This window comes from Pseudomonas atagonensis (assembly GCF_011369485.1).
GTDB lineage: Bacteria > Pseudomonadota > Gammaproteobacteria > Pseudomonadales > Pseudomonadaceae > Aquipseudomonas > Aquipseudomonas atagonensis.
This window is the reverse complement of sequence record NZ_VXCA01000025.1, coordinates 102,977-128,077: the sequence shown is the minus strand read 5'-3', so window position 1 is coordinate 128,077 and position 25,101 is coordinate 102,977. Positions and strand designations below refer to the sequence as shown.

Below are 25,101 nucleotides of genomic sequence, written 5' to 3'. Positions count from 1 at the left end.
GGCGAGGGGATTTAGCGAAACGTCGCACCGCCCCGTTCGGCGGCGTAGCCGTCGTAAAACCTGAGAACGCGGTATATCTGGAAGAATGCCGGGGAGCGCTTCGCACTCCAGCGGGGATAAATCCCCTCGCCACAATAATGCTCGCTCAAGAATAGATTTCCAGGCCGTAAAACCACCTGTTTAGTGTGGTCGCCCAAGTAAAAGCCGGGTTAGACTCCTTGGCCCTGCCCAACCCGCTCAGTGATGCTTTCCGATGCTCGAACAGTACGTCAAGAAGATCCTCACCTCGCGCGTTTATGACGTTGCCGTAGAAACCCCGCTGCAGAACGCTCGCCAGCTCTCCGAGCGGCTGGGCAACGACATCTGGCTCAAGCGCGAAGACTTGCAGCCGGTGTTCTCGTTCAAGATTCGCGGTGCCTACAACAAGTTGACCCAACTGACCGACGAAGAGCGCGCCCGTGGCGTCGTCACCGCGTCGGCGGGTAACCATGCGCAAGGTCTGGCCCTGGCGGCGAAAGTGCTCGGCGTCAAAGCCACCATCGTCATGCCCAAGACCACCCCGGAGATCAAGGTCGAAGGCGTGCGCTCGCGCGGCGGCAAAGTAGTGCTGCACGGTGATTCGTTCCCGGAAGCTTTGGCCTACTCGCTGAAACTGGTCGATGAAAAAGGCTATGTCTACATTCACCCGTACGATGATCCGCACACCATTGCCGGGCAGGGCACCGTGGCCATGGAAATCCTGCGTCAGCATCCGCAGCCACTGGACGCGATTTTCGTTCCGGTCGGTGGCGGCGGACTGATTGCCGGCATCGCTGCGTACGTGAAATACCTGCGTCCGGACATCAAGGTCATCGGTGTTGAACCGGACGACTCCAATTGCCTGCAAGCCGCTATGGCGGCGGGCGAGCGCGTTGTTCTGCCGACCGTGGGCATCTTCGCCGACGGCGTGGCCGTGGCGCAGATCGGCCAGCACACCTTCGACATCTGCAAAGACTATGTCGATGAAGTGATCACCGTCAGCACCGATGAAATCTGCGCAGCAATCAAGGATATCTACGACGATACCCGCTCGATCACCGAACCTGCCGGTGCCTTGGGCGTGGCCGGGATCAAGAAATACGTCGAGCAGCGTGGCGTCAGCGGCCAGACCTTCGTCGCCATCGACTCCGGGGCCAACGTCAACTTTGACCGCCTGCGCCACGTTGCCGAACGTGCCGAGCTGGGCGAGGGCCGCGAAGCGATCATCGCCGTGACCATTCCCGAGAAGGCCGGCAGCTTCAAGGCATTCTGCGAAGCCATCGGCAAACGCCAGATCACCGAATTCAACTACCGCTACAACACCGGCAGCGAAGCGCACATCTTCGTTGGCGTGCAGACTCACCCGGAAAACGACCCGCGCAGCGCCTTGCTGGCGAGCCTGACCGAGCAGGGTTTCCCGGTCATCGACCTGACCGACAACGAACTGGCCAAACTGCACATCCGCCACATGGTCGGCGGTCGCGCGGCGCAGGTGGTCGATGAAGTGGTGCTGCGTTTCGAATTCCCGGAGCGTCCGGGTGCGCTGTTCAACTTCCTCAACAAGCTCGGTGGGCGCTGGAACATCTCGATGTTCCACTACCGCAACCACGGCGCGGCGGATGGTCGGGTGGTAGCCGGTCTGCAAGTGCCTCACGACGAGCGTCATCTGGTGCCGGCCGCGCTGGCTGAGATTGGTTATCCGTACTGGGACGAAAGTGACAACCCGGCCTATCAGCTGTTTCTTGGCTGAGCGGCTACGCTGATGGGCAGGCCATAAGGAAATCTGACAATGGAAACGTTAACTGCCCTGAAAACGGCACACATGGTCGCGACCGTGGTGTTGCTGGCGGGTGCGCTGGGGCTGGGAGTCTGGGTTTTTCTGGCGCGGCGCAAAGGTGATGCGACGGCGGGCAGCCGTACATTGCAGCGACCACGGGTGTTTGTCTGGCTGTTGATGGCGCTGGCCTTGCTGAGCTTGCCGTTCACTGGCTGGTGGATGGTGCATCTGGTGGGCTGGCCGCTGGGGCAGACGTGGATTCTGGCGTCGAGCGTGCTTTACACCGTGGCGGCGCTGGCGTGGTTCTGGCTGCTGGTGCGCTTGAACCGCTTGCGCAAGGCGCCGAGTGGCGTTGGCAAATTCAGTTTTGCCTTGGCGTTGTTCAGTTTTGTGTGTTTTGTGGCGATTGCCGGTTTGATGGGGGCCAAGCCTGTTTAAGGCCTGAGACTGAGTCGACCCCATTCGGGAGCAAGCCCCTCCCACAGGGGATTTGTGAACGACACAGATCCAATGCGGGAGCGGGCTTGCTCGCGAAGGCGATATCAGCCGCGCAACGAAATCACCGGCCAGCCACGCTTGTCGGCTTCGGCGCGCAGATTCGGGTCCGGATCGACAGCGACCGGGTTCGCCACTTGCTCAAGCAATGGCAAATCATTCATCGAGTCGCTATAGAAATAGCTGTCGTCCAGCGAATAACCGGTTTCTTCCAGCCAACGATTCAGGCGCGTCACCTTACCCTCACGGAAGCACGGAATGTCGGTGCTGCGCCCGCTGTAGCGGCCGTCGACCATTTCGCACTCGGTGGCAATCAGGGTTTCGACGCCCAAACGAACGGCAATCGGTGCGGTGACGAAGCGATTGGTCGCGGTGATGATCACGAGTTTGTCGCCGGCGTCGCGGTGCTTTTTCAGCAGCGCCAGAGCCTTGGGCAACACAATCGGTTCGATGCAGTCGCGCATGTAATCGCTGTGCCATTGATCGAGTACGGCCATTTCCGTGCGACCAAGGATCTCCAGGCAGAAATTCAGGTACGCGGCGTTATCCAGTTTGCCGGCCAGGTAATCCTGATAGAACTCGTCATTGCGCGCCTTGTAGGCGATCGGATCGAGGAAGCCGCGTTCACACAGATAGTCGCCCCAGGCGTGATCGCTGTCGCCGCCCAGAAGGGTGTTGTCCAAATCGAATAGAGCCAGGCGCATTGCAGTTACCCGCTGAAAAGTCTGTAAAAAGGCGACAAGAATACGGTCTTTTCACAAGAGTGCACATAAGGTAGGAAGCTTCGTTGCTGCCTTATCAATCTTTGTGGAACAATGCGGCGACATGCGTTTGCGAGGTTGTTGCCGTGATCGACCCCGATGGTTTCCGCCCCAATGTCGGGATCATTCTGACGAATGACGCCGGCCAGGTGCTATGGGCTCGCCGTATCAATCAAGATGCCTGGCAGTTTCCGCAAGGGGGAATCAACCCTGAAGAGACGCCGGAAGACGCCTTGTACCGCGAGCTGAACGAAGAAGTTGGCCTGGAACGTGAAGATGTTGAAATACTGGCCTGCACCAGAGGCTGGTTGCGCTATCGTTTGCCGCAACGTCTGGTGCGTACCCACAGCCAACCGCTGTGCATCGGCCAGAAACAGAAATGGTTTCTCCTGCGCCTGATCTCCAACGAGCAGCGGGTGCGGATGGATTTGACCGGTAAACCGGAGTTCGATGGCTGGCGCTGGGTCAGCTATTGGTATCCGTTGGGCCAGGTGGTGACATTCAAGCGCGAGGTGTATCGCCGCGCCCTCAAAGAGCTTGCCCCGCGCCTTTTAGCGCGCGACTGACGACGGAGTTCGACCCCGAGCCATGCTCAATACGCTGCGCAAGATCGTCCAGGAAGTTAACTCCGCCAAGGATCTCAAGGCGGCGTTGGGGATTATTGTGTTGCGCGTCAAAGAGGCCATGGGCAGCCAGGTCTGCTCGGTCTACCTGCTTGATCCCGAGACCAACCGCTTCGTCCTGATGGCCACCGAGGGCTTGAACAAGCGCTCGATCGGCAAGGTCAGCATGGCACCCAACGAAGGTCTGGTCGGTCTGGTCGGCACGCGTGAAGAACCCCTGAACCTCGAAAACGCTGCGGATCACCCGCGCTACCGCTACTTCGCCGAAACCGGTGAAGAGCGTTACGCCTCGTTCCTCGGTGCACCGATCATTCACCACCGCCGCGTCGTCGGCGTGTTGGTCATTCAGCAAAAAGAACGTCGCCAGTTCGATGAGGGTGAAGAAGCCTTCCTCGTGACCATGAGCGCGCAGCTCGCCGGCGTAATTGCTCACGCCGAGGCCACCGGTTCGATCCGCGGTCTGGGCCGTCAGGGCAAGGGTATTCAAGAAGCCAAGTTCGTCGGCGTACCGGGTTCTCCGGGCGCGGCGGTCGGTACCGCGGTGGTCATGTTGCCGCCGGCGGATCTGGATGTAGTGCCGGACAAAACCATCACCGACATTGACGCCGAGCTGGCGCTGTTCAAAACAGCCATCGAAGGCGTGCGCGCCGACATGCGCGCGTTGTCCGCCAAGCTCGCGACCCAGTTGCGCCCGGAAGAGCGCGCGCTGTTCGATGTTTACCTGATGATGCTCGACGATGCTTCGCTGGGCAGCGAAATCACCACGGTGATCAAGACCGGCCAGTGGGCCCAGGGCGCCCTGCGTCAGGTGGTCACCGAGCACGTCAACCGTTTCGAACTGATGGACGACGCCTACCTGCGCGAGCGCGCCTCGGACGTTAAAGACCTCGGCCGCCGTCTGCTCGCCTATTTGCAGGAAGAGCGTCAGCAGAACCTGGTCTACCCGGAAAAAACCATTCTGGTCAGTGAAGAACTGACCCCGGCAATGCTCGGCGAAGTGCCGGAAGGAACGCTGGTCGGTCTGGTCTCGGTACTCGGTTCGGGTAACTCCCACGTCGCCATCCTTGCCCGGGCCATGGGCATTCCGACGGTAATGGGCCTGGTCGACCTGCCGTACGCCAAGGTCGACGGCATCGAAATGATCGTCGACGGCACGCGCGGCGAGGTCTACACCAACCCCAGCGATGTGCTGCGCAAGCAGTTCGCCGAAGTCGTCGAAGAAGAGAAACAACTGGCGCTGGGGCTCGATACCCTGCGCGACCTGCCGTGTGTGACCCTCGATGGCCACCGCATGCCGCTGTGGGTCAACACCGGTTTGCTGGCAGACGTGGCGCGGGCGCAGAAGCGTGGCGCCGAAGGTGTCGGCCTGTATCGCACCGAAGTGCCGTTCATGATCAACCAGCGTTTCCCGAGCGAGAAGGAACAACTGGCGATCTACCGCGAACAGCTCGCCGCATTCCACCCGCAACCGGTGACCATGCGTAGCCTCGACATCGGCGGTGACAAGTCGCTGTCGTACTTCCCGATCAAGGAAGACAACCCGTTCCTCGGCTGGCGCGGCATTCGCGTCACGCTCGATCATCCGGAAATCTTCCTGGTGCAGACCCGCGCGATGCTCAAGGCCAGCGAAGGCCTGAACAACCTGCGGATTCTGCTGCCGATGATCTCCGGCACTCACGAACTCGAAGAAGCCTTGCACCTGATCCACCGCGCTTGGGGCGAAGTGCGCGACGAAGGCACCGACGTGCCGATGCCGCCGATTGGCGTGATGATCGAGATTCCGGCGGCGGTCTACCAGACCAAGGAACTGGCGCGGCAGGTGGACTTCCTTTCGGTTGGCTCCAACGACTTGACCCAATACCTGTTGGCGGTCGACCGCAACAACCCGCGTGTCGCCGATCTCTACGACTACCTGCACCCGGCGGTGTTGCAAGCCTTGCAAACGGTGGTGCGTGATGCGCATGCCGAGGGCAAACCGGTGAGCATCTGCGGTGAAATGGCCGGTGATCCGGCGGCCGCGGTGTTGCTGATGGCGATGGGTTTCGACAGCCTGTCGATGAACGCCACCAACTTGCCGAAGGTGAAATGGATGTTGCGTCAGGTCAACCTGAGCAAGGCCAAGGAACTGCTGGCCGAGCTGATGACCATCGACAATCCGCAAGTTATCCACAGTTCATTGCAACTGGCGCTGAAGAACCTCGGGTTGTCGAAGATCAATCCGCCGGCGGCCATCAAGACCCTCTGAAGATCAAAAGCCCCTCACCCTAACCCTCTCCCAGAGGGAGAGGGGACTGATTGGGGGATGCTGCAGAACTACGCCGACCTGAAAGTGCTTTGCTGAATCCATAATCGAATCACACCGACCCGAAGGTGCTGTGCGAATCCATAATCGACTCGGTCTTTCAGGTCGATGTACAACTCAAGACACCACGGTCGGCCCCCTCTCCCTTTGGGAGAGGGCTGGGGTGAGGGTTTGCTCTTAGACGCAAAGCTCAACTTCCCCAAGATGCCCGCCATACGGCCCAAAACTGCGCTCCACCATCCGCCGCGTCCCGTCCGCCTGCACAACCAACGCCGTACTCGCCCGCGTCCCGTAACTCTGACTGGCAATAAACACACTCGACAACAGAGACTCAGTCGCCAGCCCCACGCCGGTGTCCGGCAATTCGGCAAATGGCGCGGTCTGCGCATCGCCCAGCAATTCCAGCAACCGCGCAGGCTGCGGATCATCCAGCACTGCGCTCAACGCCGCCCTGGCCTTGAGCAATTTGGGCCACGGCGTATCCAGCCCGGCATTGGATAACCCGTAGACACCGGGCTCAAGCATCACCGGTTCGGACATCCGCGCATTGAAGTGCCAAAGTTCATGGCTATTGCCGAGCAGCAGATTGAACCCGGCATATTCCGGCGCACGCGCGACCACATCGCTCAAATAATCATCAATCGACGCATCACCGGTCAGAAATCGCGCCACCAACTCGCCCCGCGATTTGCGCGCTGGCGGCTGGTGCGGATCGCGAATATTGGTCAGTGCGGCGAATCGGCCATTGGCGCCAATGCCGAGCCAGGTTCCCCCGGCCTCAAGGTCGCGCCCGGCATGTACGTGCGGCGCATCGGCCCATTGCGCCAGCGGCAGGCTGGGCCGGGCATAGAACTCGTCACGGTTGGCCGCGACGATCAGCGGCTGGGCATGGCCCGGGCGCCAAGCGAAAACTATCAGGCACATAAGGTGGTCCTTGTGTGTTTTTTGCCCACTCTACGCATCCCGCGTCCGTGCATCCATCGCAAGTGGAGCCGAAGGCCATCCATCCGTTACCATGCCGCTCCGGTTTTGCGGATGCGGTCTGGGAGACGGTCATGGAATTTCTGCTCTATCTGGCGCTGGGCGCCTGTGCGGGCGTGCTGGCCGGGCTGTTTGGCGTGGGCGGCGGGATCATCATTGTCCCGGTGCTGGTGTTCAGTTTCACCTTGCAGGGCTTCGATCAGTCGATCCTCACCCATTTGGCAGTCGGGACGTCGCTGGCGACGATCATCTTCACCTCGGTCAACGCCGTGAGGGAACATCACCGTCGAGGCGCGGTGCGCTGGCCGATCTTCATGTGGATGACTGTCGGTATTCTGCTTGGCGCCGGTTTTGGCGCGCTGACGGCCGAAGCGATTTCCGGGCCGAACCTGCAAAAAATCATCGGCGTGTTTGCGCTGGTGATCGCGGTACAACTGGCGCTGGACGTCAAACCGAAGGCCAGCCGAACGGTGCCGGGGAAACTCGGTCTGACCGTGGCCGGCAGCGTGATTGGCTGGGCTTCGGCGATATTCGGCATCGGTGGCGGCTCGTTGACCGTGCCGTTTCTGACCTGGCGCAGTGTGCCGATGCAGCAAGCCGTGGCGACATCATCGGCGTGCGGTTTGCCGATTGCCCTGGCCAGTGCTTTAAGTTTCATGATTCTGGGCTGGCACGATCCGTTATTGCCGCCGCATAGTCTCGGTTTTGTTTACTTGCCTGCATTGTTGGGCATAGCCCTGACCAGCATGGTGTTCGCCCGTCTCGGCGCGCGTCTGGCGCACCGGTTGTCGCCGCGCTTGCTGAAAAGGCTGTTCGCCGCTTTGCTGTTCTGCGTAGGTTTGAGCTTTCTGCTTTAGCCGCGTCGCAATCCTGGCTTAATCCTGAGGTGGCAGCGTCGCCCGGGAATTTTGGTTTCAACTCTAACGAGGAGTCGCAATGCTGCCTTACCCGCAGATCGACCCGGTGGCCCTGGCCATCGGTCCGCTGAAAATCCATTGGTACGGCCTGATGTACCTGATCGGCATCGGCGGTGCGTGGCTGCTGGCGTCGCGCCGGCTCAACCGTTTCGACCCGACCTGGACCAAGGAGAAACTCTCCGACATGGTCTTCTGGATGTCGATGGGGGTGATCGTTGGCGGCCGCCTCGGTTACGTGCTGTTCTACGATCTGAGCGCCTATCTGGCCAATCCGACGTTGATTTTCGAAGTGTGGAAGGGCGGCATGTCGTTCCACGGCGGCTTCATCGGCGTGATGCTCGCAGCGTTGTGGTTCGGCAAGCGCAACGGCAAGTCGTTCTTCCAGTTGATGGACTTTGTTGCGCCAATGGTGCCGATCGGCCTGGGCGCCGGGCGCATCGGCAACTTCATCAATGCTGAATTGTGGGGCAAGCCGACCGACGTGCCATGGGCGATGATCTTCCCGCCGTTCAGCGATCCCGCGCAGTTGCCGCGTCACCCGTCGCAGCTGTATCAGTTCGCCCTCGAAGGCGTGGCGCTGTTCCTGATCCTCTGGCTGTTCTCGCGTAAACCGCGTCCGACCATGGCCGTTTCCGGCATGTTCGCGCTGTTTTACGGCATCTTCCGTTTCATCGTCGAATTCGTCCGCGTGCCAGACGCGCAATTGGGCTATCTGGCCTGGAACTGGCTGACCATGGGTCAGGTGCTGTGCGTACCGATGATTCTCGGCGGTCTGTTCCTGATCTGGCTGGCCTATCGTCGCGCGCCGGCGGCACCGCTCGCTCCGACGGCTTAAACTACGAACCCCGGCGCGCGACGCCGGGGCTCAAAGGACACAGGTAACTCATGAAGCAATATCTCGAACTGGTCTCGCACGTCATCCAGAACGGCACCAAACAGGCCAACCGCACCGGCATCAACACCATCAGCTTCCCGGGTGCGATGCTGCGTTTCGATCTGCAGGAAGGCTTTCCGGCGATCACCACGCGCAAAATGGCCTTCAAATCGGCCATCGGCGAGATGTGCGGTTTTCTCCGTGGCGTGAACAATGCCGCTGAATTTCGTGCGTTGGGCTGCAAGGTCTGGGATCAGAACGCCAACGAAAACGCGCAGTGGCTGGCCAACCCGTTCCGTCAGGGCGATGACGACCTCGGCGAGATCTACGGCGTGCAATGGCGAAAATGGCCGGCGTACAAGCAGATCCCGCTGAGCAACACCGCCGCCATCGAGCAAAGCCTGAGCAACGGCTACAAGCAAATCGCTCAAGGCGAAGAAGACGGTCAGGCCTACGTGGTGTTGTACAAAGCCATCGACCAGGTGCGTCAGTGCGTCGACACGATCATCAACGATCCGGGCAGCCGCCGCATCCTGTTCCACGGCTGGAACGTCGCTCAGCTGGATGAAATGGCCCTGCCGCCATGCCACCTGCTGTACCAGTTCCACCCGAATGTCGAGACCAAAGAGATTTCTCTGACGCTTTACATCCGCTCCAACGATCTGGGTCTGGGCACGCCGTTCAACCTCACCGAGGGCGCCGCACTGCTGAGCCTGATCGGTCGCCTGACCGGTTACACGCCGCGCTGGTTCACCTATTTCATCGGTGACGCGCACGTCTACGAGAACCACCTGGACATGCTCAACGAACAGCTCAAGCGCGAGCCGTTTGCCATGCCGAAACTGAAAATCTCTGACCGCGTGCCGGAGTTTGCCAAGACCGGTGTGTATCAGCCGGAGTGGCTGGAGCTGGTGGAACCGAGCGACTTCTCGCTGGAAGGCTACGAGCACCATGCGCCGATGACCGCGCCGATGGCGGTCTGACAAGCAATACGCAATACCCTGTGGGAGCGGGCTTGCTCGCGAAAGCGGTGAATCAGTCACCCTCTACGTCGACTGACACCACCCCTTCGCGAGCAAGCTCGCTCCCACATTTGTTTTAGGGTGATCTTAATGGCCGTGGCTGCGGCCTACGTGCGAGTGTTCGACTTCCGTCGCGACAACCCCGCCACTCACCTCCAATCGCTGCAAAATTCCGCATTGATCGGCCATCGGCCCTTCGCCGCAACGCTGGCGCAGGTCGAGCAGTTGTGTCTGCAACGCCAACAATCCATCAATCCGTGCCTTCACATGCTGGATGTGCTCGTCGATCAGCGCATTGACGTTCTCGCACTGATCCTGCGGGCTGTCGCGCAAGGCCAGCAGGCTGCGAATTTCTTCGAGGGTCATGTCGAGGGTGCGGCAGTTGCGGATGAAGGTCAGGCGTTCGGCGTGGGCCTGGGTGTAGACGCGGTAGTTGCCGTCGCTGCGGGCCGGCTCTGGCAGCAGGTTTTCGCGTTCGTAGTAACGGATGGTTTCCACGGCGCAGTCGGTCAGTCTGGCCAGTTCTCCGATCTTCATGACGGCAATCTCCAAAAGGGTGCTTGACCCTATAGTGGCTACAGGGTCTTTACTTGGCAACAGGCACCTTCATGGACGCGACCAATGAGCGATTCCCAGCACACCCATAAGCCCGGCGACGGGCACGACCACAGTCATAAATTGCAGCCTGTGCATAAGCATTCCCACGGTGGCGATTCCTGCTGCTCGTCGAAAGCCGCCGCGCCTGCGCTGGTGCAACTGAGCGAGGCAAAAAGCGCCGACGCCCGGTTGAGCAGTTTCCGCATCGAGGCGATGGATTGCCCGACCGAGCAGACGCTGATCCAGAACAAACTCGGCAAACTGGCTGGCGTCGAGCAGCTGGAATTCAACCTGATCAACCGCGTGCTCGGCGTTACCCATACGTTGCCGAACACCGCGCCGATCACCGAGGCGATCAAATCCCTGGGCATGCACGCAGAGCCATTGGAGGCGGGCGTCGACGCGCCAGCACCCGCGCCAGTGAAAAAGCACTGGTGGCCGCTGGCGCTGTCCGGCGTCGGTGCGCTTGCCGCCGAGGTGATCCACTTCACCAGCGCCGCACCGACCTGGGTGGTGGCGATCATTGCGCTGGTGTCGATCCTCAGCGGCGGCCTGACCACCTATAAAAAGGGCTGGATCGCCCTGAAGAACCGCAACCTCAACATCAACGCGCTGATGAGCATCGCGGTGACCGGTGCGGTACTGATCGGGCAATGGCCGGAAGCGGCAATGGTGATGTTCCTGTTCACCGTGGCCGAGCTGATCGAGGCGCGCTCGCTGGACCGTGCGCGCAACGCGATCAGCGGCCTGATGCAGATGACCCCGGAACAAGCCACCGTGCAGCAAGCCGACGGTAACTGGATCGAACAAGAGGTTAAAAGCGTCGAGCTGGGCGCTCGCGTGCGGGTAAAACCCGGTGAGCGCATTGCGCTGGACGGCGAAGTCGTCAGCGGCAGCTCGACCATCGATCAGGCGCCGATCACCGGTGAAAGCCTGCCAGTGGAAAAAGCCGTGGGTGACAAAGTCTTCGCCGGCACCATCAACCAGGCCGGTTCGCTGGAATACACGGTCACCGCAGCGGCGAACAACTCAACTCTGGCCCGGATCATCCACGCCGTCGAGCAAGCCCAAGGTGCACGGGCGCCAACCCAACGCTTCGTCGATCAGTTCTCGAAAATCTACACCCCCGTGGTGTTTGTGTTCGCGTTGGCTGTAGCGATCATCCCGCCACTGTTCATGGGCGCGGCGTGGTTCGACTGGATCTACCGCGCACTGGTGCTGCTGGTGGTGGCTTGCCCGTGTGCACTGGTGATTTCCACCCCGGTGACCATCGTCAGCGGCCTCGCGGCGGCGGCGCGCAAAGGCATTCTGGTCAAGGGCGGCGTGTACCTGGAGGGCGGTTTCAAGCTCGACTATCTGGCCCTCGACAAGACCGGCACCATCACCCACGGCAAACCGGTACAGACCGACTACCTGTCCCTCGACCCGACGGCCGACGCCACCGCTCCAGCGATTGCCGCTGCACTGGCCGGGCGTTCCGATCACCCGGTGTCGCTGGCCATCGCCAACGCCGCTGTGGATAAAAACTTCGCCGCGCTGGTTGTGGATAACTTCGAAGCGCTGGGCGGTCGCGGCGTCAAAGGTGAAATCAACGGCCAGACCTATCACTTGGGCAACCATCGGTTGGTCGAAGAATTGGGTCTGTGCTCGCCGCAACTGGAAGAAAAGCTGTTTGCGCTGGAAAAGCAGGGCAAATCCGTGGTGTTGCTGCTCGACAAGTCCGGCCCGCTGGCACTGTTCGCCGTGGCCGACACCGTCAAGGAAACCAGCCGCGAAGCGATCCGTCAGTTGCATGCACTGGGCGTGAAAACCCTGATGCTTACCGGCGACAACGTCCACACCGCGCAGGCGATTGCCGCTCAGGTCGGTATCGATCAGGCCAAGGGCGATTTGCTGCCGACCGATAAGCTGCAAGCCATCGAAGACCTGTACAAACAGGGCCATCGGGTCGGCATGGTCGGCGACGGCATCAACGATGCGCCGGCACTGGCCCGCGCCGAGATCGGTTTTGCCATGGCCGCAGCAGGCACCGACACCGCGATTGAAACCGCCGATGTCGCCCTGATGGACGATGATTTGCGCAAGATTCCGGCCTTCATCAGCCTGTCCCGCAACACAGCCAGCATCCTGAAGCAGAACATTGCGTTGGCATTGGTGATCAAGGCTATCTTTCTTGGGGTAACCTTCGCCGGGCTCGCCACCATGTGGATGGCGGTGTTCGCCGACATGGGCGTGAGCTTGTTGGTGGTGTTCAACGGTTTGCGCCTGTTGCGCAAATAGAGGAAGAGGGACGGGTGTGCTGAGTGCCGAGCTGAAAGCGTTTTACATGGTCGCCCGCCTGGGCAGCATCACGCTGGCGGCGAAAAAGCTTGGCCTCAGCCAACCGACCGTGACCACGCAGATCCGCAATCTGGAAAGCCAGTATTCGGTGGAGCTGTTCTACCGTGGCGGCCGGCGTCTAAGTGTCAGCGACGAAGGCGCGCGGCTGTTACCGATGGTCAAGGCGCTGTTGCAGCAGGAGGCCGATATCGAGTTCTTCCTGCGCAACAGCGGTCAGGTGCAGGGCACGCTGCGCATCGCCGCCACTGCGCCGTATTACATCCTCGATCTGGTAAAGACCTTCCGCGAGCGGTTGCCGCAGGTGGAAGTGTCTGTGGAAATCGGCAATTCGCAGCAGGTGCTCGAAGCGCTGGAGGATTACAGGGTGGATGTCGCGGCATCGTCGCAGTTGCTCGACGATGCACGGCTGATCCGTCGGGTGCTGGGCAGCGATCCGTTGGTGCTGGCGGTGCATCGCAATCATCCACTGGCGGCGCACGACCACGTAGCGCTGAGCGCATTGGCCGGGCACACGTTGTTGATGCGTGAGTCCGGTTCGACGACGCGGCGACTGACTGAGGAGTTGCTGGCCAGCGCGGGCGTGAGTTTCGGGCCGCTGCTGGAGATTGGCAGCCGCGAGTCGATCCGTGAGGCGGTGCTGCGCAACATCGGCATCAGCATCATTGCCCGCCAGGAAGTGCCGCATGATCCGCAGTTGCGCGTGCTGACCATCGAGAATGCGCCGCAGATTCCTGAGTATTTGTATTGCCTGAAGGAGCGCAAGGGCGCGCGGTTGCCGGCGGCATTTCTTGGCCTGGCCCAAGAAATGTCTCCGGCCTAGCAGATGATCGTTCCCACGCTCTGCGTGGGAATGCCTCTACGGACGCTCCGCGTTCGGCTTTGGGACGCAGAGCGTCCCGGGCTGCATTCCCACGCGGAGCGTGGGAACGATCTTTGGTCAACCAAAATCCCTGAATACCACTATCGGCCGTTTTTGCCTCACTGCCACATGACGGACGCATTACAACTCTAGGATTGGCCCCATCTGCTTGATGAGGTCTGTCCATGAACCCTGCCATCGCAACTGCCCTGACCAACCCCGGCGCACCGATGAAAGTGCGCGGCGTGCAGAAACGCTTCGGCGCGTTCACCGCACTGGATAACGTCTCCCTCGACGTCGCCGCCGGTGAACTGGTCTGCCTGCTCGGCCCTTCGGGCTGCGGCAAGACCACGTTGCTGCGCTGCATCGCCGGTCTGGAAAAGCAGGACAGCGGCGAGTTGTACCTCGGTGACCGCGACGTCTCGCACCTTGCCCCGCAGGCCCGCGACTACGGGATTCTGTTCCAGTCCTACGCGTTGTTCCCCAATCTGACGGTCGAAGCGAACATTGCCTACGGCCTCGCCGGCAGCGGTCGTGATGAAGTGCGCCGCCGCGTCGGGCAGATGCTCGAACTGGTCGGCCTCACCGGCAGCGAGAAAAAGTACCCGGGCCAGTTATCCGGTGGCCAACAGCAGCGCGTTGCGCTAGCTCGAGCCTTGGCACCGGCACCATCACTGCTGCTACTCGACGAACCGATGTCGGCCCTCGACGCCCGAGTGCGCGAGCATCTGTGCACCGAGCTGCGCCAACTGCAGCGCAACCTCGGCATCACCACCCTGATGGTCACGCACAATCAGGACGAAGCCATGCTGATGGCCGACCGCATCGCCGTGATGAACAACGGCCGCGTCGAGCAGTACGCCACCCCGCAGGAAATCTACAACCGCCCAGCCACGCCGTTCGTGGCCGAGTTCGTCGGTCAGGGTAACTGGCTGCCTTTCCAGCGCAGCAGCGACAGTCATGCTCAGGTCGGCGGGATGAACCTGCGCCTGAGCGACGGCAGTGTTCAGCGAGCCTCGGGCCGTTTGTTCTGTCGCCCGGAAGCGATCAACGTCAATCCGCTGGTGCATGAGGAAAACCTGTTTCCGGCCAAAGTCCGCGAGATCACTTTCCTCGGCAACCGGTGCCGCATGAGCTTCGAACTTGATCAACTGCCGGGCCACGCACTGCTCGCCGAACTGGCACCGGAAGCCATGCCGCGCCTCGGCGCCCAGCAAATCATGGTCGCCTTGCCGCCACGCAGCCTGCAGGTGTTTGCCTGATGAACAGCAACCTCGCGCTGCCGCTACCGCACAAGCGAGTGCAGCAGACTTCCCGTGCCGAGATCGGTGACCGCATTTTTGTGGTCGGCGGCAAAGTCCTCTTGCTGGTGTTACTCGGTGTCGCGGTGTTGCTGCCGCTGCTGGCGATCTTCTGGCGCGGCTTCAGCAGCGAGGCCGGGCAGGGCGGTGGCTGGGTCGCCGCCAAGGAGCTGGTGAGCAGCGAGAATTTCCACTGGCTGCTCGGCAACAGCCTGAAAGTTTCCCTCAGCGTCGCGGCCATCGTTGTACCGCTGGCCTACCTGTTTGCTTACGCGCTGCAACGCACGCTGATTCCGGCGAAGGGTATCTGGCGCGGGATTTCCCTGTTGCCGCTGATGGCGCCGTCGATGCTGCCGGGCATTGCGCTGGTCTATCTGTTTGGCAATCAGGGCATGTTGCGCGGGTTGCTCTCGGACAACATCTATGGCTTCTGGGGCATTGTGCTGGGCGAGGTGATTTACACCTTTCCCCACGCGTTGATGATTTTGCTCTCGGCGCTGTCGTTGGCGGATGCACGTCTTTTCGATGCGGCGTCGAGCATGGGCGCGAGCCCGGCGAAGGCCTTTCGCAGCATCACCTGGCCGGCAACCCGCCAGGCTGTATTTGCCGCGTTCTGCCTGGTGTTCACCCTGACGATCACTGATTTCGGCGTACCGGTGGTGGTCGGTGGCGACTATCAAGTGCTGGCGCTGGAAGCCTACAAAGCCGTGGTCGGCCAACAGCAATTCGGTCGTGGTGCGTTGATCGGCATGGTTCTGCTGCTGCCGGCACTGTTCAGTTTTGGTGTCGATGCCTGGCTGCGTCGCCGTCACGGCGATTCCATGAGCGGCCGTGCCCAAGTGTTCAAACCGGCGCCGTCGAAGAAGCGCGACGCCTGTTATCTGGCCATCGTCCTGCTGATCAGCGCGGCGTTGCTGCTGGTGTTCGGCATGGCCGTGTTCTCGTCGCTGGTGAAGTTCTGGCCGTACAACCTGTCGCTGTCGCTCAACCACTATCAGTTCAACGAGACCGCCGGCGGTGGCTGGCTGGCCTACGGCAACAGTCTGAAGATGGCGCTGGGTACGGCGTTGATCGGCAGCGTGCTGATCTTCACCGGCGCCTACCTGATGGAAAAGACCCGCAGCCAGCGCGGGCTGAATCTGACGCTGCGCATGCTCAGTTTCGTACCGATGGCGGTGCCGGGGCTGGTGCTCGGTCTGGGTTACGTCTTCTTCTTCAATCTCACCGGCAACCCGCTGCACGTGCTCTACGGGACGATGACCCTGCTGATCGTCTGCACTATTGCTCACTATTTGACCACCGCGCAGATGACCGCGACCACCGCGCTGCGCCAACTCGACGCCGAGTTCGAAGCTGCTGCTCTGTCGCTCAAGGCGCCGCTTTACCGGCATTACCTGCGCGTCACCGTGCCGATCTGCCTGCCGGCACTGCTCGATATCGTGCGCTACCTGTTCGTCTCGGCGATGACCACGGTGTCCGCAGCGATCTTCCTCTACAGCCCCGACACCATCCTCGCGGCGGTGGCGGTGCTGAACATGGATGACGCTGGCAACGTCGGCGGTGCTGCGGCGATGTCGACCCTGATTCTGTTCACCTCGGCGGGCGTGTCCTTGCTGCTGGCATGGGCTTCGCGCGGCTTGCTGCGCCGTTCCCAGGCCTGGCGACAAACCGCGCCCGGTCACTGATTCACACCTGCCAACCTCAACTCACCTACAGGAAAACGATCATGTTCAAGCCTATGGCTCTGGCCGCTGCTGTGCTCGCTACTTTCAGCCTGAATGCCTTCGCGGCAAAAACCGAGTTGACGGTGTACACCGCCCTCGAAGCCGAGCAGTTGAAGTCCTACAAAGAAGCCTTCGAAAAGGCCAACCCGGACGTCGAGATCAAGTGGGTGCGCGATTCCACCGGGATCATCACCGCCAAACTGCTCGCCGAAAAGGCTCGCCCGCAGGCTGACGCGGTGTGGGGCCTGGCCGCCTCGAGCCTGGCGATCCTCGATCAGCAAGGCATGCTGCAAAGCTATGCGCCGAAGGACCTGGGCAAGATCGGTGCGAACTACCGCGACGCCGCCAACCCGCCAGCCTGGGTCGGCATGGACGTCTGGGCTGCAACCATTTGCTTCAACACCGTCGAGGCCGAGAAACAAGGCCTGACCAAACCGGTGAGCTGGCAGAACCTGACCAAGCCTGAGTACAAAGGCAAGATCGTGATGCCGAACCCGGCCTCGTCCGGCACCGGTTTCCTCGACGTCAGCGCCTGGCTGCAAACCTTCGGCGAGAAGCAGGGCTGGGCTTACATGGACGGTCTGCACCAGAACATCGGCCAGTACGTTCACTCCGGTTCCAAGCCTTGCAAACTGGCGGCGGCGGGCGAATTCCCGATCGGGATTTCCTTCGAATACCCGGCCGTTCAACTGAAGCGTCAGGGCGCGCCGCTGGACATCATCCTGCCGAAGGAGGGTCTGGGCTGGGAGATCGAAGCAACCGCCGTGATCAAAGGCACGCCGCACGAAGAAGCGGCGAAGAAACTGGCTGACTTCTCCGCCAGCGCCGAGGCGATGGATCTGTACAAAGAGAACTTCGCCGTCCTCGCGCAACCGGGCATCGCCAAGCCGCAGACCGAACTGCCGGCGGACTACGAGCAGCGCCTGATCAAGAACGACTTTGCCTGGGCTTCGAAGAACCGTGACGAGATCCTCACCGAGTGGCGCAAGCGCTATGACGGCAAGTCCGAGAAAGTTGCTGCCAAGTAAGAATTTCATCGACTGACAGAGCCTCTTCTCGAGCAAGCCCGCTCCCACGTTGGATCGCCAGTGAACACAAAATCTGTGCACACCTGATCCACCTGTGGGAGCAGGCTTGCTCGCGAAGACGGTCTCCCATTCAGGGCAAATCTCCATGACACAACACAAAGACCTGCTCATCGTTGGCGCCGGCATCCTCGGCCTGTCCCATGCCTACGCCGCGGCCAAACGTGGCCTCAAGGTCGCCGTCTTCGAACGCACCGCCACACCCCTCGGTGCTTCGGTGCGCAACTTCGGCCAGGCGCTGGTCACTGGCCAACCGCCGGGCCAAATGCTCGCTCTGGCCAAGGCCAGCCGCGACATCTGGGGCGACTGGGCGCAACTCGCCGGGCTGAAAACCAAACGCAACGGCTCGTACCTGTTCGCCCGCACTGAAGCCGAAGAGCATCTGCTCGAAAGCTTCTGCGCCGGTCGCGCCATCGAGCATGGCTACAACGTAGACTTGCTGCGAGGCGCTGCCCTGCGTGATCTGTACAACGGCCAGTTCAGCCATCACCGCGCGGCACTTCACGGCAGGGACGATCAACAGTTGTACTCGCGTGAAGCGATCCCGGCGTTGATCGACTACCTGCGCCGCGACCTCAGCGTCGAGTTTCACTTTTCGACGCTGGTGCGCGACGTTGAACCGGGACGCCTGAAAAGCACCGCCGGCAGCTTTTCCGCGAAGCAGATCATCGTCTGCTCCGGCCACGATTATCAGACCTTGCTGGCCGAGCCGATCGCCGTGCTCGATCCGCAGATCTGCCGGTTGCAAATGCTCCGCGCCAAGCCGCAAGTCCAACTGAATCTGCAGCACGCCTTGCTCACCGGCCTGAGTTGTGTGCACTACGGCGCCTTCGCCGATCTGCCGGAAGCGGCTGCGGTGCAGGCGCAAATTCTGCGCGAACAGCCGCACCTGCAGGAAAACGGCATTCATCTGCTGATCAGCCCGACACCTTATGGCGAGTTGATCATTGGCGATTCGCACCATTACGGCAGCGATCCGTCGCCGTTCAATGCCGAACAAGTCGACGACTGGATGATCGCGCTGGCCGAGCAGACATTGGGCTGCACAGTGCAAGTGGTCGAGCGCTGGCAGGGCGTCTATGGTTCCCGTGGGCCGGGGCCGTTTTCGTTCCTGCGCCCGGCAGCGGGGTTGAGTGTGGCGCTGATGCACAGCGGCGTCGGCATGAGCGTCGGCCCGGCAATGGCCGAGCGCAACGTGGCACAGTTGCTGGAGGAGTTCTGATGGCAAATCACCAACAAGTCGTTGCCCGGGTATTCGGGCTGTACGAACGCTTCGGCGCCAGCGACTACATCGGCGAACCGGTGTCGCAGATCGAGCACATGTCTCAGGCAGCCGAATTGGCGCTGGCTGAAGGTTTCGATGACGAAGTGGTGCTCGCAGCGTTCTTCCACGACATCGGCCATTTGTGCGCCGAGGGCGCAGAGAACATGGGTGGCTACGGCGTGGTCAGCCACGAACGGCTCGGTGCCGATTACCTGCGTGAGGCCGGGTTCAGCGAGCGTCTGGCGCGGCTGGTGGAATATCACGTGCAGGCCAAGCGGTATCTGACGTTGCGCGAGCCTGGGTACTTTGACCGGTTGAGTGAAGCTAGCCGACGCACGCTTGATTATCAGGGCGGGGTGATGACGGAGGCCGAGGCGGACGCTTTTGAGCGCGACCCGTTGTGTGCGGTCAGTTTGCGGATGCGGCAGTGGGATGAGCTGGCGAAAAAGAAGGCAGTGCCATTGTTGAAACTTGAAGCATTGAAACGGATCGCGCTCAGCCTGTTGTCCCGCGAAGCGAAAGGTCAACTTTGCTGAAACGCCCTACAAAAAAAACTGATTGATCGCGCAGAGAGTTTGATCAGAACGGACTAGTTTGACCGTTCCCGAATTCATGAGATGGACCTGCATGCGATATTTGAAAGTAACGGCTCAAGACCGAAGTGCCAATGGCTGGCCTGACACCGTACTCCTGCATTTTTACGAGGAAACCACTGGTGCCCGAGATGCATTGACTCACCGTGCGTATGCTCTGGATATAACAGCTGATGGCAAAGTCGACTTTCAGGCAGGTGACGCCAACAATGATGGCAAGGAGAACACCAAGGACGAGCGTCTGCTCAAATCCTTCGCGAACGCCTTTTTGCAAATCGACTGGTTCAATCGTGGGCTTGACCGGGCTCGCTCCCTGAAGATTTTTACCGAGGACTTTGCCGGGGATGGTTCGCCCGACACGGTGCGCCTGCATTTTTATGAGGGGCTGGAAAAAACACCGGAATGGAGCATCGCGCATACCGCGTCAAGCTACGACAGCGATAATGACGGCAAGCTCGACTGGGTCGTCAGCTACGACATGAACAACAGTGGCGAGCGAGAGTCGCGTAATCAGAAGCTGGTTTCAATGCTGAGCGCACTCTATTTGAAATTCGAGTGGCGCTGACCTTCGTCATTCAAAGCTGTTGCGCCAGTTGTTCTATCTGCTCCATGCGTTCAGCCTGATTCAACTTCGCCTGTGGATTCAGCGAGGACCACTGCGGGTGCGCCCGCGCCTTGCTCAGCGCCTCGGGCAATTTGCCCTCGCGCCAGGTCTTGTCCTGTGGCGTTGCCACCTGAACCGCGTCCATCGCCGCATGCCCACGCTGATCCAGCGCCAGCAACAACTGCCGCTGGCGCAACGCCAACAACCGCAGTACCCCATTATCCACCGTCAGCTCGCGCTGACCTTTGATCTTGCCGAGCAAGCGACTGCCATAACTGCGCGCCGTTTGCAGCGCGCCGCCAGCAATCGCCCCAGCCAGCGCTGCCGCACCGAGGGTGATGCCGCCGACCAGCAAGTCCACACCAGCCCCGGCTGCCGCGCCGGCGGCGATTCCGCCACCGACGCGCACGCCGAGTTGTTTGAGGGTTTCCGGGTTGAACAGGTCATCGCCCCAACGGCCATCCAGCAACGGCAAGTCACTCGCTGCGGCATCTTGCGGGCGAAACGCGTAGAGCTTGAGCAGCGCCTCGACACATTTCTGCTCGCGCTGACGCACGGCTTTGCGCAGTTCGCTGATGGCTTGCTGTTCCTGCTCGGCATCACTGACCACGCTGCGTCGACACGCGGCGCAGTCGATCAACAATTCAGCGATCAATCGTGCCGCACTTTGCTGGCGGGCGAGGCGCTGAGCTTGTTGATCGGCGATCAACCGCTCCAGTTGTGGTCGCGCTGTTTCCAGCAACAACGCCAGACTTTCGTACAGCCGCCGCTCGCCATCTTCCGGCGGCGCGACGCTGTCAAAACGCACCAGCGCATGCAAGCCGAGGCGCGCCAACGCTTCGCGCCAGTCCGGCTCGAGATGGTTGGCGCTGCTGACGAAATTCAGCACCGGCAGCAGCGGTTTGCCGCAACTGGCGAGCACTTCAAGTTCGTCGCGGTACTTGGCCAGCACCGGCTCGCGGGCATCGATTACATACAAACCGGCATCGGAGGCGAGCAATTGCCGCAGCACCTTGGCTTCCTGTTCGAAACGCTGACGCGCCTCGCTGCCGTCGAGAAACCGCGCCAGCCGCGCCGGGCCGTCGAGCCGCTCGCCGGGGCGCTCCAGGCGTTCGAGAAAATCCAGCAGGGCGATGGCGTCTTCCAGTCCAGGCGTGTCGTAGAGGTCGAGCAAGGGTTCGCCGTCCACCGATAACCGCGCGCCTTCGACGTGGCGGGTAGTGCTCGGGCGATGAGAGACTTCACCAAAGCCTACGTCGCGGGTCAGCGTGCGCAGCAGCGAGGTCTTGCCGACATTGGTGTGGCCGACCACCGCGAGTTTCAGCGGCGCTTTCCAGGTATCAGTCATGACCCGTCTCCAGCCAGTTCAACGGTGCGCAATCGGCGAACGGTAGTTCAAGCTGTTGCAACGCGATGTGCCAGTCGCCGAGGCGCTCGGCGTCCAGCGCTTCACCGGCTGGCGCTTGCAGCAGCCAGACACGGGTTTCGCCTGCGCTGCGCGCCAGTTCGGCGATCAAGGCGAGGCTGCCACGATCCGGCGAGCGCCGTGGATCGCAGGCGATGGCCAGACGCGCCGGCGGGAAGCGGCTCAGTTGTTCGAGGAGTTTGTGGCGTGATTCACGGCTGTCGAGGATGCCGGCGTTGCTGACATTTTTCGGCAGCGCCGGCGGCCATGGGCGTTGTTCATCGAGTTCGATGGCGACCAGCAGCGCACCTTCACTGGCGAGTTCGCCAACGCCACTTTCGACTCGATGCATCTGCGCCGGCTCCGGATCGTTGACACCGAGACGTTCGCTGGTCTGCATCAGGCGTTCGCGCAATTGCGCGTAACCGGGCAGGTTCAAATCCAGACGCAGTGCGGCTTTGCCGGCATTCCAGCGCCACAGGCAAAACAGCGCGAGCAACAACCGCGGTACGACGCCGTAGACCACCAGCACGCCGACCAGCCATGTCGCCCAGGCCTGGCGGGCGCTTTCGATGTCGAGTGCGCCGTCGCCGCTGGCGCGGATCATCTCCACGGTCGGCACATTGAAACCGAGCAGCGACGGCAGATAGCCGAGTGCCTGAGTGACGTGGATAAAGGTGTCGGCGCTGAGGATCGTGGTTTCCCAGACAAAGCCGTAGCGCCGGGTCGCCATCAGCGTCAGCAACAGAATCAGGGCGCTGAGCATCGCCAATAACCACAAGCCGTTGACCAGTGCACCGAGCGCCCAGCGATTGAGTTTCTGGCGCTGGAGCATTAGCAACAGGGCCGGGGCCAGCTGCGCGGCTTTGGCGTCGCGGGCGAATTTTTCGCTGAGCCACAACCACAAGCGGCCCAACGTGGCGCCGTGTTCGCCGGCAAAAATCAGCCCCAGCGCCCAGCTCAGCAACAGAATCAGATTCAACCCGAGCAGACTGCCCAAGGCCCAGAACACGTTGACCGGTGTTTGTCCGAGCGCGGCGAAGGCCAGACCTGCGCCGCTCAGCATCGCGAAAATGGCCAGCAGCACCAGCGCCAGACGCGCGCCTTGCAGCCAGTGTTTGAGTGCAGAAGTCAGCCCATCGCGTTCGGCCAGCCACAGCGCCCGGCGCTGAATGCGGCTCGGCAGATCGCCGCCGGCCGTGCGGGCCAGACGATTGGCTTCCAGATCGTCCAGCGGGCCTGCGTGTTCTTCGCGCAGGCGCACGGTTTCGGTCAGCCAGAGGTTTTGCAGTGGAGTCAGTTCGGTCACGCGCCATCCCGTCGCTCAATTGAGCTGAGAGCATAACCGCTGTGGCGCTTATCGGGGTAAGCGCGGCTCTGGTATCCTCGCCGGCATGACTAAATCAATCCCCCTCAGCCTGATCGCAGCCCTCGGTGAAAACCGCGTGATCGGCGTCGACAACAGCATGCCCTGGCACCTGCCGGGGGACTTCAAATACTTCAAGGCCACGACGCTCGGCAAGCCTATCATCATGGGGCGCAAGACCTGGGATTCGCTGGGTCGGCCGCTGCCGGGGCGCCTGAACATCGTGGTCAGCCGTCAGGCCGGTCTGGTGCTTGAAGGTGCCGAGGTCTATCCGTCGCTCGAAGCCGCCGTGGTTCGCGCCGAGGAATGGGCGAAAGAGCAGGGCGTTGATGAGCTGATGCTGATTGGCGGCGCGCAGTTGTATGCGCAAGGGCTGGCTGATGCGGATCGCTTGTATTTGACCCGTGTCGCGCTGAGCCCGGAGGGTGATGCGTGGTTTCCGGAGTTCGATTTGAACCAGTGGAAGCTGGTGTCGAACGTGCCGAATCCGGCTGAAGGCGACAAACCCGCCTACAGCTTTGAAGTCTGGGAAAAAGCCTAAATTGTGGCGAGGGGATTTATCCCCGTTGGGCTGCGCAGCAGCCCCTGAATAATGGGGTCGCTTCGCGACCTAACGGGGATAAATCCCCTCGCCACAAGTATGTGTTGCAGTTAAGCCTGCGCCAACTCCGCATGCTCATCTGCATCCAGCAGTTCTTTATCGGTCTGCTGCATCACTTGACTGGTGATCGCGCCAGCGGTGATCGAACCGCTCACGTTCAACGCCGTACGACCCATATCAATCAGCGGCTCGACCGAAATCAGCAACGCCACCAGCGAAACCGGCAAGCCCATTGCCGGCAGCACGATCAGTGCCGCGAACGTCGCACCGCCACCCACGCCCGCCACACCGGCCGAACTCAGGGTCACAATCGCCACCAAGGTCGCGATCCACAGCGGATCCAGCGGGTTGATGCCAACCGTTGGCGCAACCATCACCGCCAACATCGCCGGGTACAGACCTGCGCAACCGTTCTGGCCAATAGTCGCGCCGAACGATGCGGCAAAACTGGCCACCGATTGCGGAATCCCCAGACGACGAGTCTGCGCTTCAATGCTCAGCGGAATGCTGGCGGCACTGGAACGGCTGGTGAACGCGAACGTCAGCACCGGCCAGATCTTGCGGAAGAAACGCAGCGGGTTGATCCCGGCCGCTGACACCAGCAAACCGTGCACCACGAACATCAGACCCAGACCGAGGTACGAGACCACAACAAAGCTGCCGAGCTTGATGATGTCTTGCAGGTTGGAACCGGCGACCACTTTGGTCATCAGCGCCAGCACGCCGTACGGGGTCAGTTTCATGACCAGACGCACCAGACGCATCACCCAGGCTTGCAGGGTGTCGATGGCGTTGATCACTTTCTGACCTTTCTCGACGTCGTCCTTGAGCAGTTGCAGCGCGGCAACCCCAAGGAACGCGGCGAAGATCACCACACTGATAATCGAGGTCGGCTTGGCCCGGGCCAGGTCGGCGAACGGGTTCTGCGGGATGAAGGACAACAGCAGTTGCGGCACATTCAGGTCGGCAACCTTGCCGGCATAGTCGCTCTGAATGGTTTGCAGACGGGCCATTTCCTGCGTGCCAGCGACCAGACCTTCAGCAGTCAGGCCGAACAGGTTGGTCAGGCCGATACCGATCAGCGCGGCAATCGCCGTGGTGAACAGCAGGGTGCCGATGGTCAGGAAGCTGATCTTGCCCAGCGAAGACGCGTTGTGCAGGCGCGCCACGGCGCTGAGGATCGAGGCGAACACCAACGGGATGACGATCATTTGCAGCAACTGCACGTAACCGTTGCCAACCAGATCGAACCAGCCTATCGAGGCTTTCAATACCGGGTTGCCGGCACCGTAAACGGTGTGCAGCGCCACGCCGAACGCCACGCCCAACACCAGCGCGAGCAGAACTTTTTTCGCCAGGCTCCACGAGGTGTGACGGGTTTGCGCCAGACCGAAGAGCAGGGCGAGGAACACCAGCAAGTTGAGAATCAGCGGTAGATTCATGAGAACTCCAGGAAAGACTTTGCCAACAGCCTTCCGGGGCTGCTGCGAACCGGCAAGCCTAACAGTTTGATTTCTAATGATTTAATACCGAAATTGAAGGTCGTCCGTCGTTTTTGGAATAAGCGTGTGTCGCTCTCGGCAATGTTTCTG

At 61.2% G+C, this 25,101-nt stretch carries 22 protein-coding genes; 16 read left to right on the top strand and 6 right to left on the bottom strand.

Annotated elements, in window-relative coordinates; all coding sequences use genetic code 11:
* Nucleotides 1-253: 253 nt before the first annotated feature.
* Both ilvA and F2P67_RS16130 read left to right on the top strand, forming a co-directional pair.
* Nucleotides 254-1,768 (top strand): threonine ammonia-lyase, biosynthetic, encoded by a 1,515-nt coding sequence (gene ilvA / locus F2P67_RS16135; protein WP_166221606.1) that lies wholly within the window; start codon nucleotides 254-256, stop codon nucleotides 1,766-1,768.
* Nucleotides 1,769-1,807: 39 nt separating this feature from the next.
* The gene (locus tag F2P67_RS16130) at nucleotides 1,808-2,233 is read left to right on the top strand and encodes a DUF2269 domain-containing protein (protein ID WP_166221604.1); all 426 of its coding nucleotides are present in this window, start codon (nucleotides 1,808-1,810) and stop codon (nucleotides 2,231-2,233) included.
* A 104-nt stretch (nucleotides 2,234-2,337) separates the two neighbouring features.
* On the opposite strand, the gene F2P67_RS16125 is transcribed toward F2P67_RS16130, so the two are convergent.
* A complete protein-coding gene (locus tag F2P67_RS16125) occupies nucleotides 2,338-2,994 on the bottom strand; it encodes a histidinol-phosphatase (protein ID WP_166221602.1) in 657 nt (218 codons plus the stop codon).
* A gap of 143 nt (nucleotides 2,995-3,137) precedes the next feature.
* Here F2P67_RS16125 and F2P67_RS16120 point away from each other — a divergent pair, with 143 nt between their 5' ends.
* Entirely contained in the window at nucleotides 3,138-3,617 is a 480-nt protein-coding gene (locus F2P67_RS16120; protein WP_003229203.1) for an RNA pyrophosphohydrolase, read from the top strand.
* Nucleotides 3,618-3,639: 22 nt separating this feature from the next.
* Nucleotides 3,640-5,919, top strand: coding sequence for a phosphoenolpyruvate--protein phosphotransferase (gene ptsP, locus F2P67_RS16115; RefSeq protein WP_166221600.1), 2,280 nt, complete (start codon nucleotides 3,640-3,642; stop codon nucleotides 5,917-5,919).
* 234 nt (nucleotides 5,920-6,153) lie between these two features.
* On the opposite strand, the gene F2P67_RS16110 is transcribed toward ptsP, so the two are convergent.
* Nucleotides 6,154-6,900 (bottom strand): NRDE family protein, encoded by a 747-nt coding sequence (locus F2P67_RS16110; protein WP_166221598.1) that lies wholly within the window; start codon nucleotides 6,898-6,900, stop codon nucleotides 6,154-6,156.
* A 131-nt stretch (nucleotides 6,901-7,031) separates the two neighbouring features.
* Between F2P67_RS16110 and F2P67_RS16105 the strand changes: the two genes are divergently transcribed.
* The 3 genes from F2P67_RS16105 to F2P67_RS16095 all read left to right on the top strand — a co-directional run bounded on the left by F2P67_RS16105 (nucleotide 7,032) and on the right by F2P67_RS16095 (nucleotide 9,731).
* A complete protein-coding gene (locus F2P67_RS16105; RefSeq protein WP_166221596.1) occupies nucleotides 7,032-7,814 on the top strand; it encodes a sulfite exporter TauE/SafE family protein in 783 nt (260 codons plus the stop codon).
* A 79-nt stretch (nucleotides 7,815-7,893) separates the two neighbouring features.
* A complete protein-coding gene (gene lgt, locus F2P67_RS16100; RefSeq protein ID WP_166221594.1) occupies nucleotides 7,894-8,709 on the top strand; it encodes a prolipoprotein diacylglyceryl transferase in 816 nt (271 codons plus the stop codon).
* Between the two features lie 50 nt (nucleotides 8,710-8,759).
* Nucleotides 8,760-9,731 (top strand): thymidylate synthase, encoded by a 972-nt coding sequence (locus F2P67_RS16095; protein WP_166221592.1) that lies wholly within the window; start codon nucleotides 8,760-8,762, stop codon nucleotides 9,729-9,731.
* Nucleotides 9,732-9,857: 126 nt separating this feature from the next.
* On the opposite strand, the gene cadR is transcribed toward F2P67_RS16095, so the two are convergent.
* Nucleotides 9,858-10,307 (bottom strand): Cd(II)/Pb(II)-responsive transcriptional regulator, encoded by a 450-nt coding sequence (gene cadR / locus F2P67_RS16090; RefSeq protein ID WP_166221590.1) that lies wholly within the window; start codon nucleotides 10,305-10,307, stop codon nucleotides 9,858-9,860.
* Nucleotides 10,308-10,391: 84 nt separating this feature from the next.
* On the opposite strand from cadR, the gene F2P67_RS16085 reads away from it, so the two are divergent.
* The 8 genes from F2P67_RS16085 to F2P67_RS16050 all read left to right on the top strand — a co-directional run bounded on the left by F2P67_RS16085 (nucleotide 10,392) and on the right by F2P67_RS16050 (nucleotide 20,098).
* On the top strand, nucleotides 10,392-12,647 hold the full coding sequence (locus F2P67_RS16085) for a heavy metal translocating P-type ATPase (protein ID WP_166221588.1): 2,256 nt from the start codon (nucleotides 10,392-10,394) through the stop codon (nucleotides 12,645-12,647).
* Between the two features lie 16 nt (nucleotides 12,648-12,663).
* Nucleotides 12,664-13,527 (top strand): LysR substrate-binding domain-containing protein, encoded by an 864-nt coding sequence (locus tag F2P67_RS16080; RefSeq protein WP_166221587.1) that lies wholly within the window; start codon nucleotides 12,664-12,666, stop codon nucleotides 13,525-13,527.
* 224 nt (nucleotides 13,528-13,751) lie between these two features.
* A complete protein-coding gene (locus tag F2P67_RS16075; protein ID WP_166221586.1) occupies nucleotides 13,752-14,828 on the top strand; it encodes a putative 2-aminoethylphosphonate ABC transporter ATP-binding protein in 1,077 nt (358 codons plus the stop codon).
* Nucleotides 14,828-16,552, top strand: a complete 1,725-nt coding sequence (locus F2P67_RS16070) for a putative 2-aminoethylphosphonate ABC transporter permease subunit (RefSeq protein ID WP_166221585.1) — start codon at nucleotides 14,828-14,830, stop codon at nucleotides 16,550-16,552. Before F2P67_RS16075 ends, F2P67_RS16070 begins: the two co-directional genes overlap by 1 nt.
* A gap of 41 nt (nucleotides 16,553-16,593) precedes the next feature.
* Complete coding sequence (locus F2P67_RS16065) at nucleotides 16,594-17,619, top strand: putative 2-aminoethylphosphonate ABC transporter substrate-binding protein (protein ID WP_166221584.1); 1,026 nt, start codon at nucleotides 16,594-16,596, stop codon at nucleotides 17,617-17,619.
* 145 nt (nucleotides 17,620-17,764) lie between these two features.
* Nucleotides 17,765-18,898, top strand: a complete 1,134-nt coding sequence (locus F2P67_RS16060; RefSeq protein ID WP_166221583.1) for a TIGR03364 family FAD-dependent oxidoreductase — start codon at nucleotides 17,765-17,767, stop codon at nucleotides 18,896-18,898.
* Nucleotides 18,898-19,476 carry a phosphonate degradation HD-domain oxygenase gene (locus F2P67_RS16055; protein WP_166221582.1) on the top strand — a complete coding sequence of 193 codons (579 nt, stop codon included), beginning with the start codon at nucleotides 18,898-18,900 and terminating at the stop codon, nucleotides 19,474-19,476. Before F2P67_RS16060 ends, F2P67_RS16055 begins: the two co-directional genes overlap by 1 nt.
* A 91-nt stretch (nucleotides 19,477-19,567) precedes the next feature.
* Nucleotides 19,568-20,098, top strand: a complete 531-nt coding sequence (locus tag F2P67_RS16050; RefSeq protein WP_166221581.1) for a hypothetical protein — start codon at nucleotides 19,568-19,570, stop codon at nucleotides 20,096-20,098.
* A gap of 10 nt (nucleotides 20,099-20,108) precedes the next feature.
* Here F2P67_RS16050 and F2P67_RS16045 read toward each other — a convergent pair whose 3' ends face one another.
* A complete protein-coding gene (locus F2P67_RS16045) occupies nucleotides 20,109-21,485 on the bottom strand; it encodes a GTPase/DUF3482 domain-containing protein (RefSeq protein WP_166221579.1) in 1,377 nt (458 codons plus the stop codon).
* Nucleotides 21,478-22,851 carry a DUF2868 domain-containing protein gene (locus F2P67_RS16040; protein WP_166221577.1) on the bottom strand — a complete coding sequence of 458 codons (1,374 nt, stop codon included), beginning with the start codon at nucleotides 22,849-22,851 and terminating at the stop codon, nucleotides 21,478-21,480. The genes F2P67_RS16045 and F2P67_RS16040 overlap by 8 nt, the downstream gene beginning before the upstream one ends.
* Nucleotides 22,852-22,936: 85 nt before the next feature.
* Between F2P67_RS16040 and F2P67_RS16035 the strand changes: the two genes are divergently transcribed.
* On the top strand, nucleotides 22,937-23,449 hold the full coding sequence (locus F2P67_RS16035) for a dihydrofolate reductase (protein WP_166221575.1): 513 nt from the start codon (nucleotides 22,937-22,939) through the stop codon (nucleotides 23,447-23,449).
* Between the two features lie 110 nt (nucleotides 23,450-23,559).
* Here F2P67_RS16035 and F2P67_RS16030 read toward each other — a convergent pair whose 3' ends face one another.
* A complete protein-coding gene (locus F2P67_RS16030; protein WP_166221573.1) occupies nucleotides 23,560-24,951 on the bottom strand; it encodes an L-cystine transporter in 1,392 nt (463 codons plus the stop codon).
* Nucleotides 24,952-25,101 lie beyond the last annotated feature (150 nt).

What these genes read in the sequence shown, in the direction of transcription:
- ilvA (WP_166221606.1), top strand. Translation starts at nt 254, where the DNA reads ATGCTCGAACAGTACGTCAAGAAGATCCTCACCTCGCGCGTTTATGAC.
- F2P67_RS16130 (WP_166221604.1), top strand. Translation starts at nt 1,808, where the DNA reads ATGGAAACGTTAACTGCCCTGAAAACGGCACACATGGTCGCGACCGTG.
- F2P67_RS16125 (WP_166221602.1), bottom strand. Translation starts at nt 2,994, where the DNA reads ATGCGCCTGGCTCTATTCGATTTGGACAACACCCTTCTGGGCGGCGAC.
- ptsP (WP_166221600.1), top strand. Translation starts at nt 3,640, where the DNA reads ATGCTCAATACGCTGCGCAAGATCGTCCAGGAAGTTAACTCCGCCAAG.
- F2P67_RS16110 (WP_166221598.1), bottom strand. Translation starts at nt 6,900, where the DNA reads ATGTGCCTGATAGTTTTCGCTTGGCGCCCGGGCCATGCCCAGCCGCTG.
- F2P67_RS16105 (WP_166221596.1), top strand. Translation starts at nt 7,032, where the DNA reads ATGGAATTTCTGCTCTATCTGGCGCTGGGCGCCTGTGCGGGCGTGCTG.
- lgt (WP_166221594.1), top strand. Translation starts at nt 7,894, where the DNA reads ATGCTGCCTTACCCGCAGATCGACCCGGTGGCCCTGGCCATCGGTCCG.
- F2P67_RS16095 (WP_166221592.1), top strand. Translation starts at nt 8,760, where the DNA reads ATGAAGCAATATCTCGAACTGGTCTCGCACGTCATCCAGAACGGCACC.
- cadR (WP_166221590.1), bottom strand. Translation starts at nt 10,307, where the DNA reads ATGAAGATCGGAGAACTGGCCAGACTGACCGACTGCGCCGTGGAAACC.
- F2P67_RS16085 (WP_166221588.1), top strand. Translation starts at nt 10,392, where the DNA reads ATGAGCGATTCCCAGCACACCCATAAGCCCGGCGACGGGCACGACCAC.
- F2P67_RS16075 (WP_166221586.1), top strand. Translation starts at nt 13,752, where the DNA reads ATGAACCCTGCCATCGCAACTGCCCTGACCAACCCCGGCGCACCGATG.
- F2P67_RS16070 (WP_166221585.1), top strand. Translation starts at nt 14,828, where the DNA reads ATGAACAGCAACCTCGCGCTGCCGCTACCGCACAAGCGAGTGCAGCAG.
- F2P67_RS16065 (WP_166221584.1), top strand. Translation starts at nt 16,594, where the DNA reads ATGTTCAAGCCTATGGCTCTGGCCGCTGCTGTGCTCGCTACTTTCAGC.
- F2P67_RS16060 (WP_166221583.1), top strand. Translation starts at nt 17,765, where the DNA reads ATGACACAACACAAAGACCTGCTCATCGTTGGCGCCGGCATCCTCGGC.
- F2P67_RS16055 (WP_166221582.1), top strand. Translation starts at nt 18,898, where the DNA reads ATGGCAAATCACCAACAAGTCGTTGCCCGGGTATTCGGGCTGTACGAA.
- F2P67_RS16050 (WP_166221581.1), top strand. Translation starts at nt 19,568, where the DNA reads ATGCGATATTTGAAAGTAACGGCTCAAGACCGAAGTGCCAATGGCTGG.
- F2P67_RS16045 (WP_166221579.1), bottom strand. Translation starts at nt 21,485, where the DNA reads ATGACTGATACCTGGAAAGCGCCGCTGAAACTCGCGGTGGTCGGCCAC.
- F2P67_RS16035 (WP_166221575.1), top strand. Translation starts at nt 22,937, where the DNA reads ATGACTAAATCAATCCCCCTCAGCCTGATCGCAGCCCTCGGTGAAAAC.
- F2P67_RS16030 (WP_166221573.1), bottom strand. Translation starts at nt 24,951, where the DNA reads ATGAATCTACCGCTGATTCTCAACTTGCTGGTGTTCCTCGCCCTGCTC.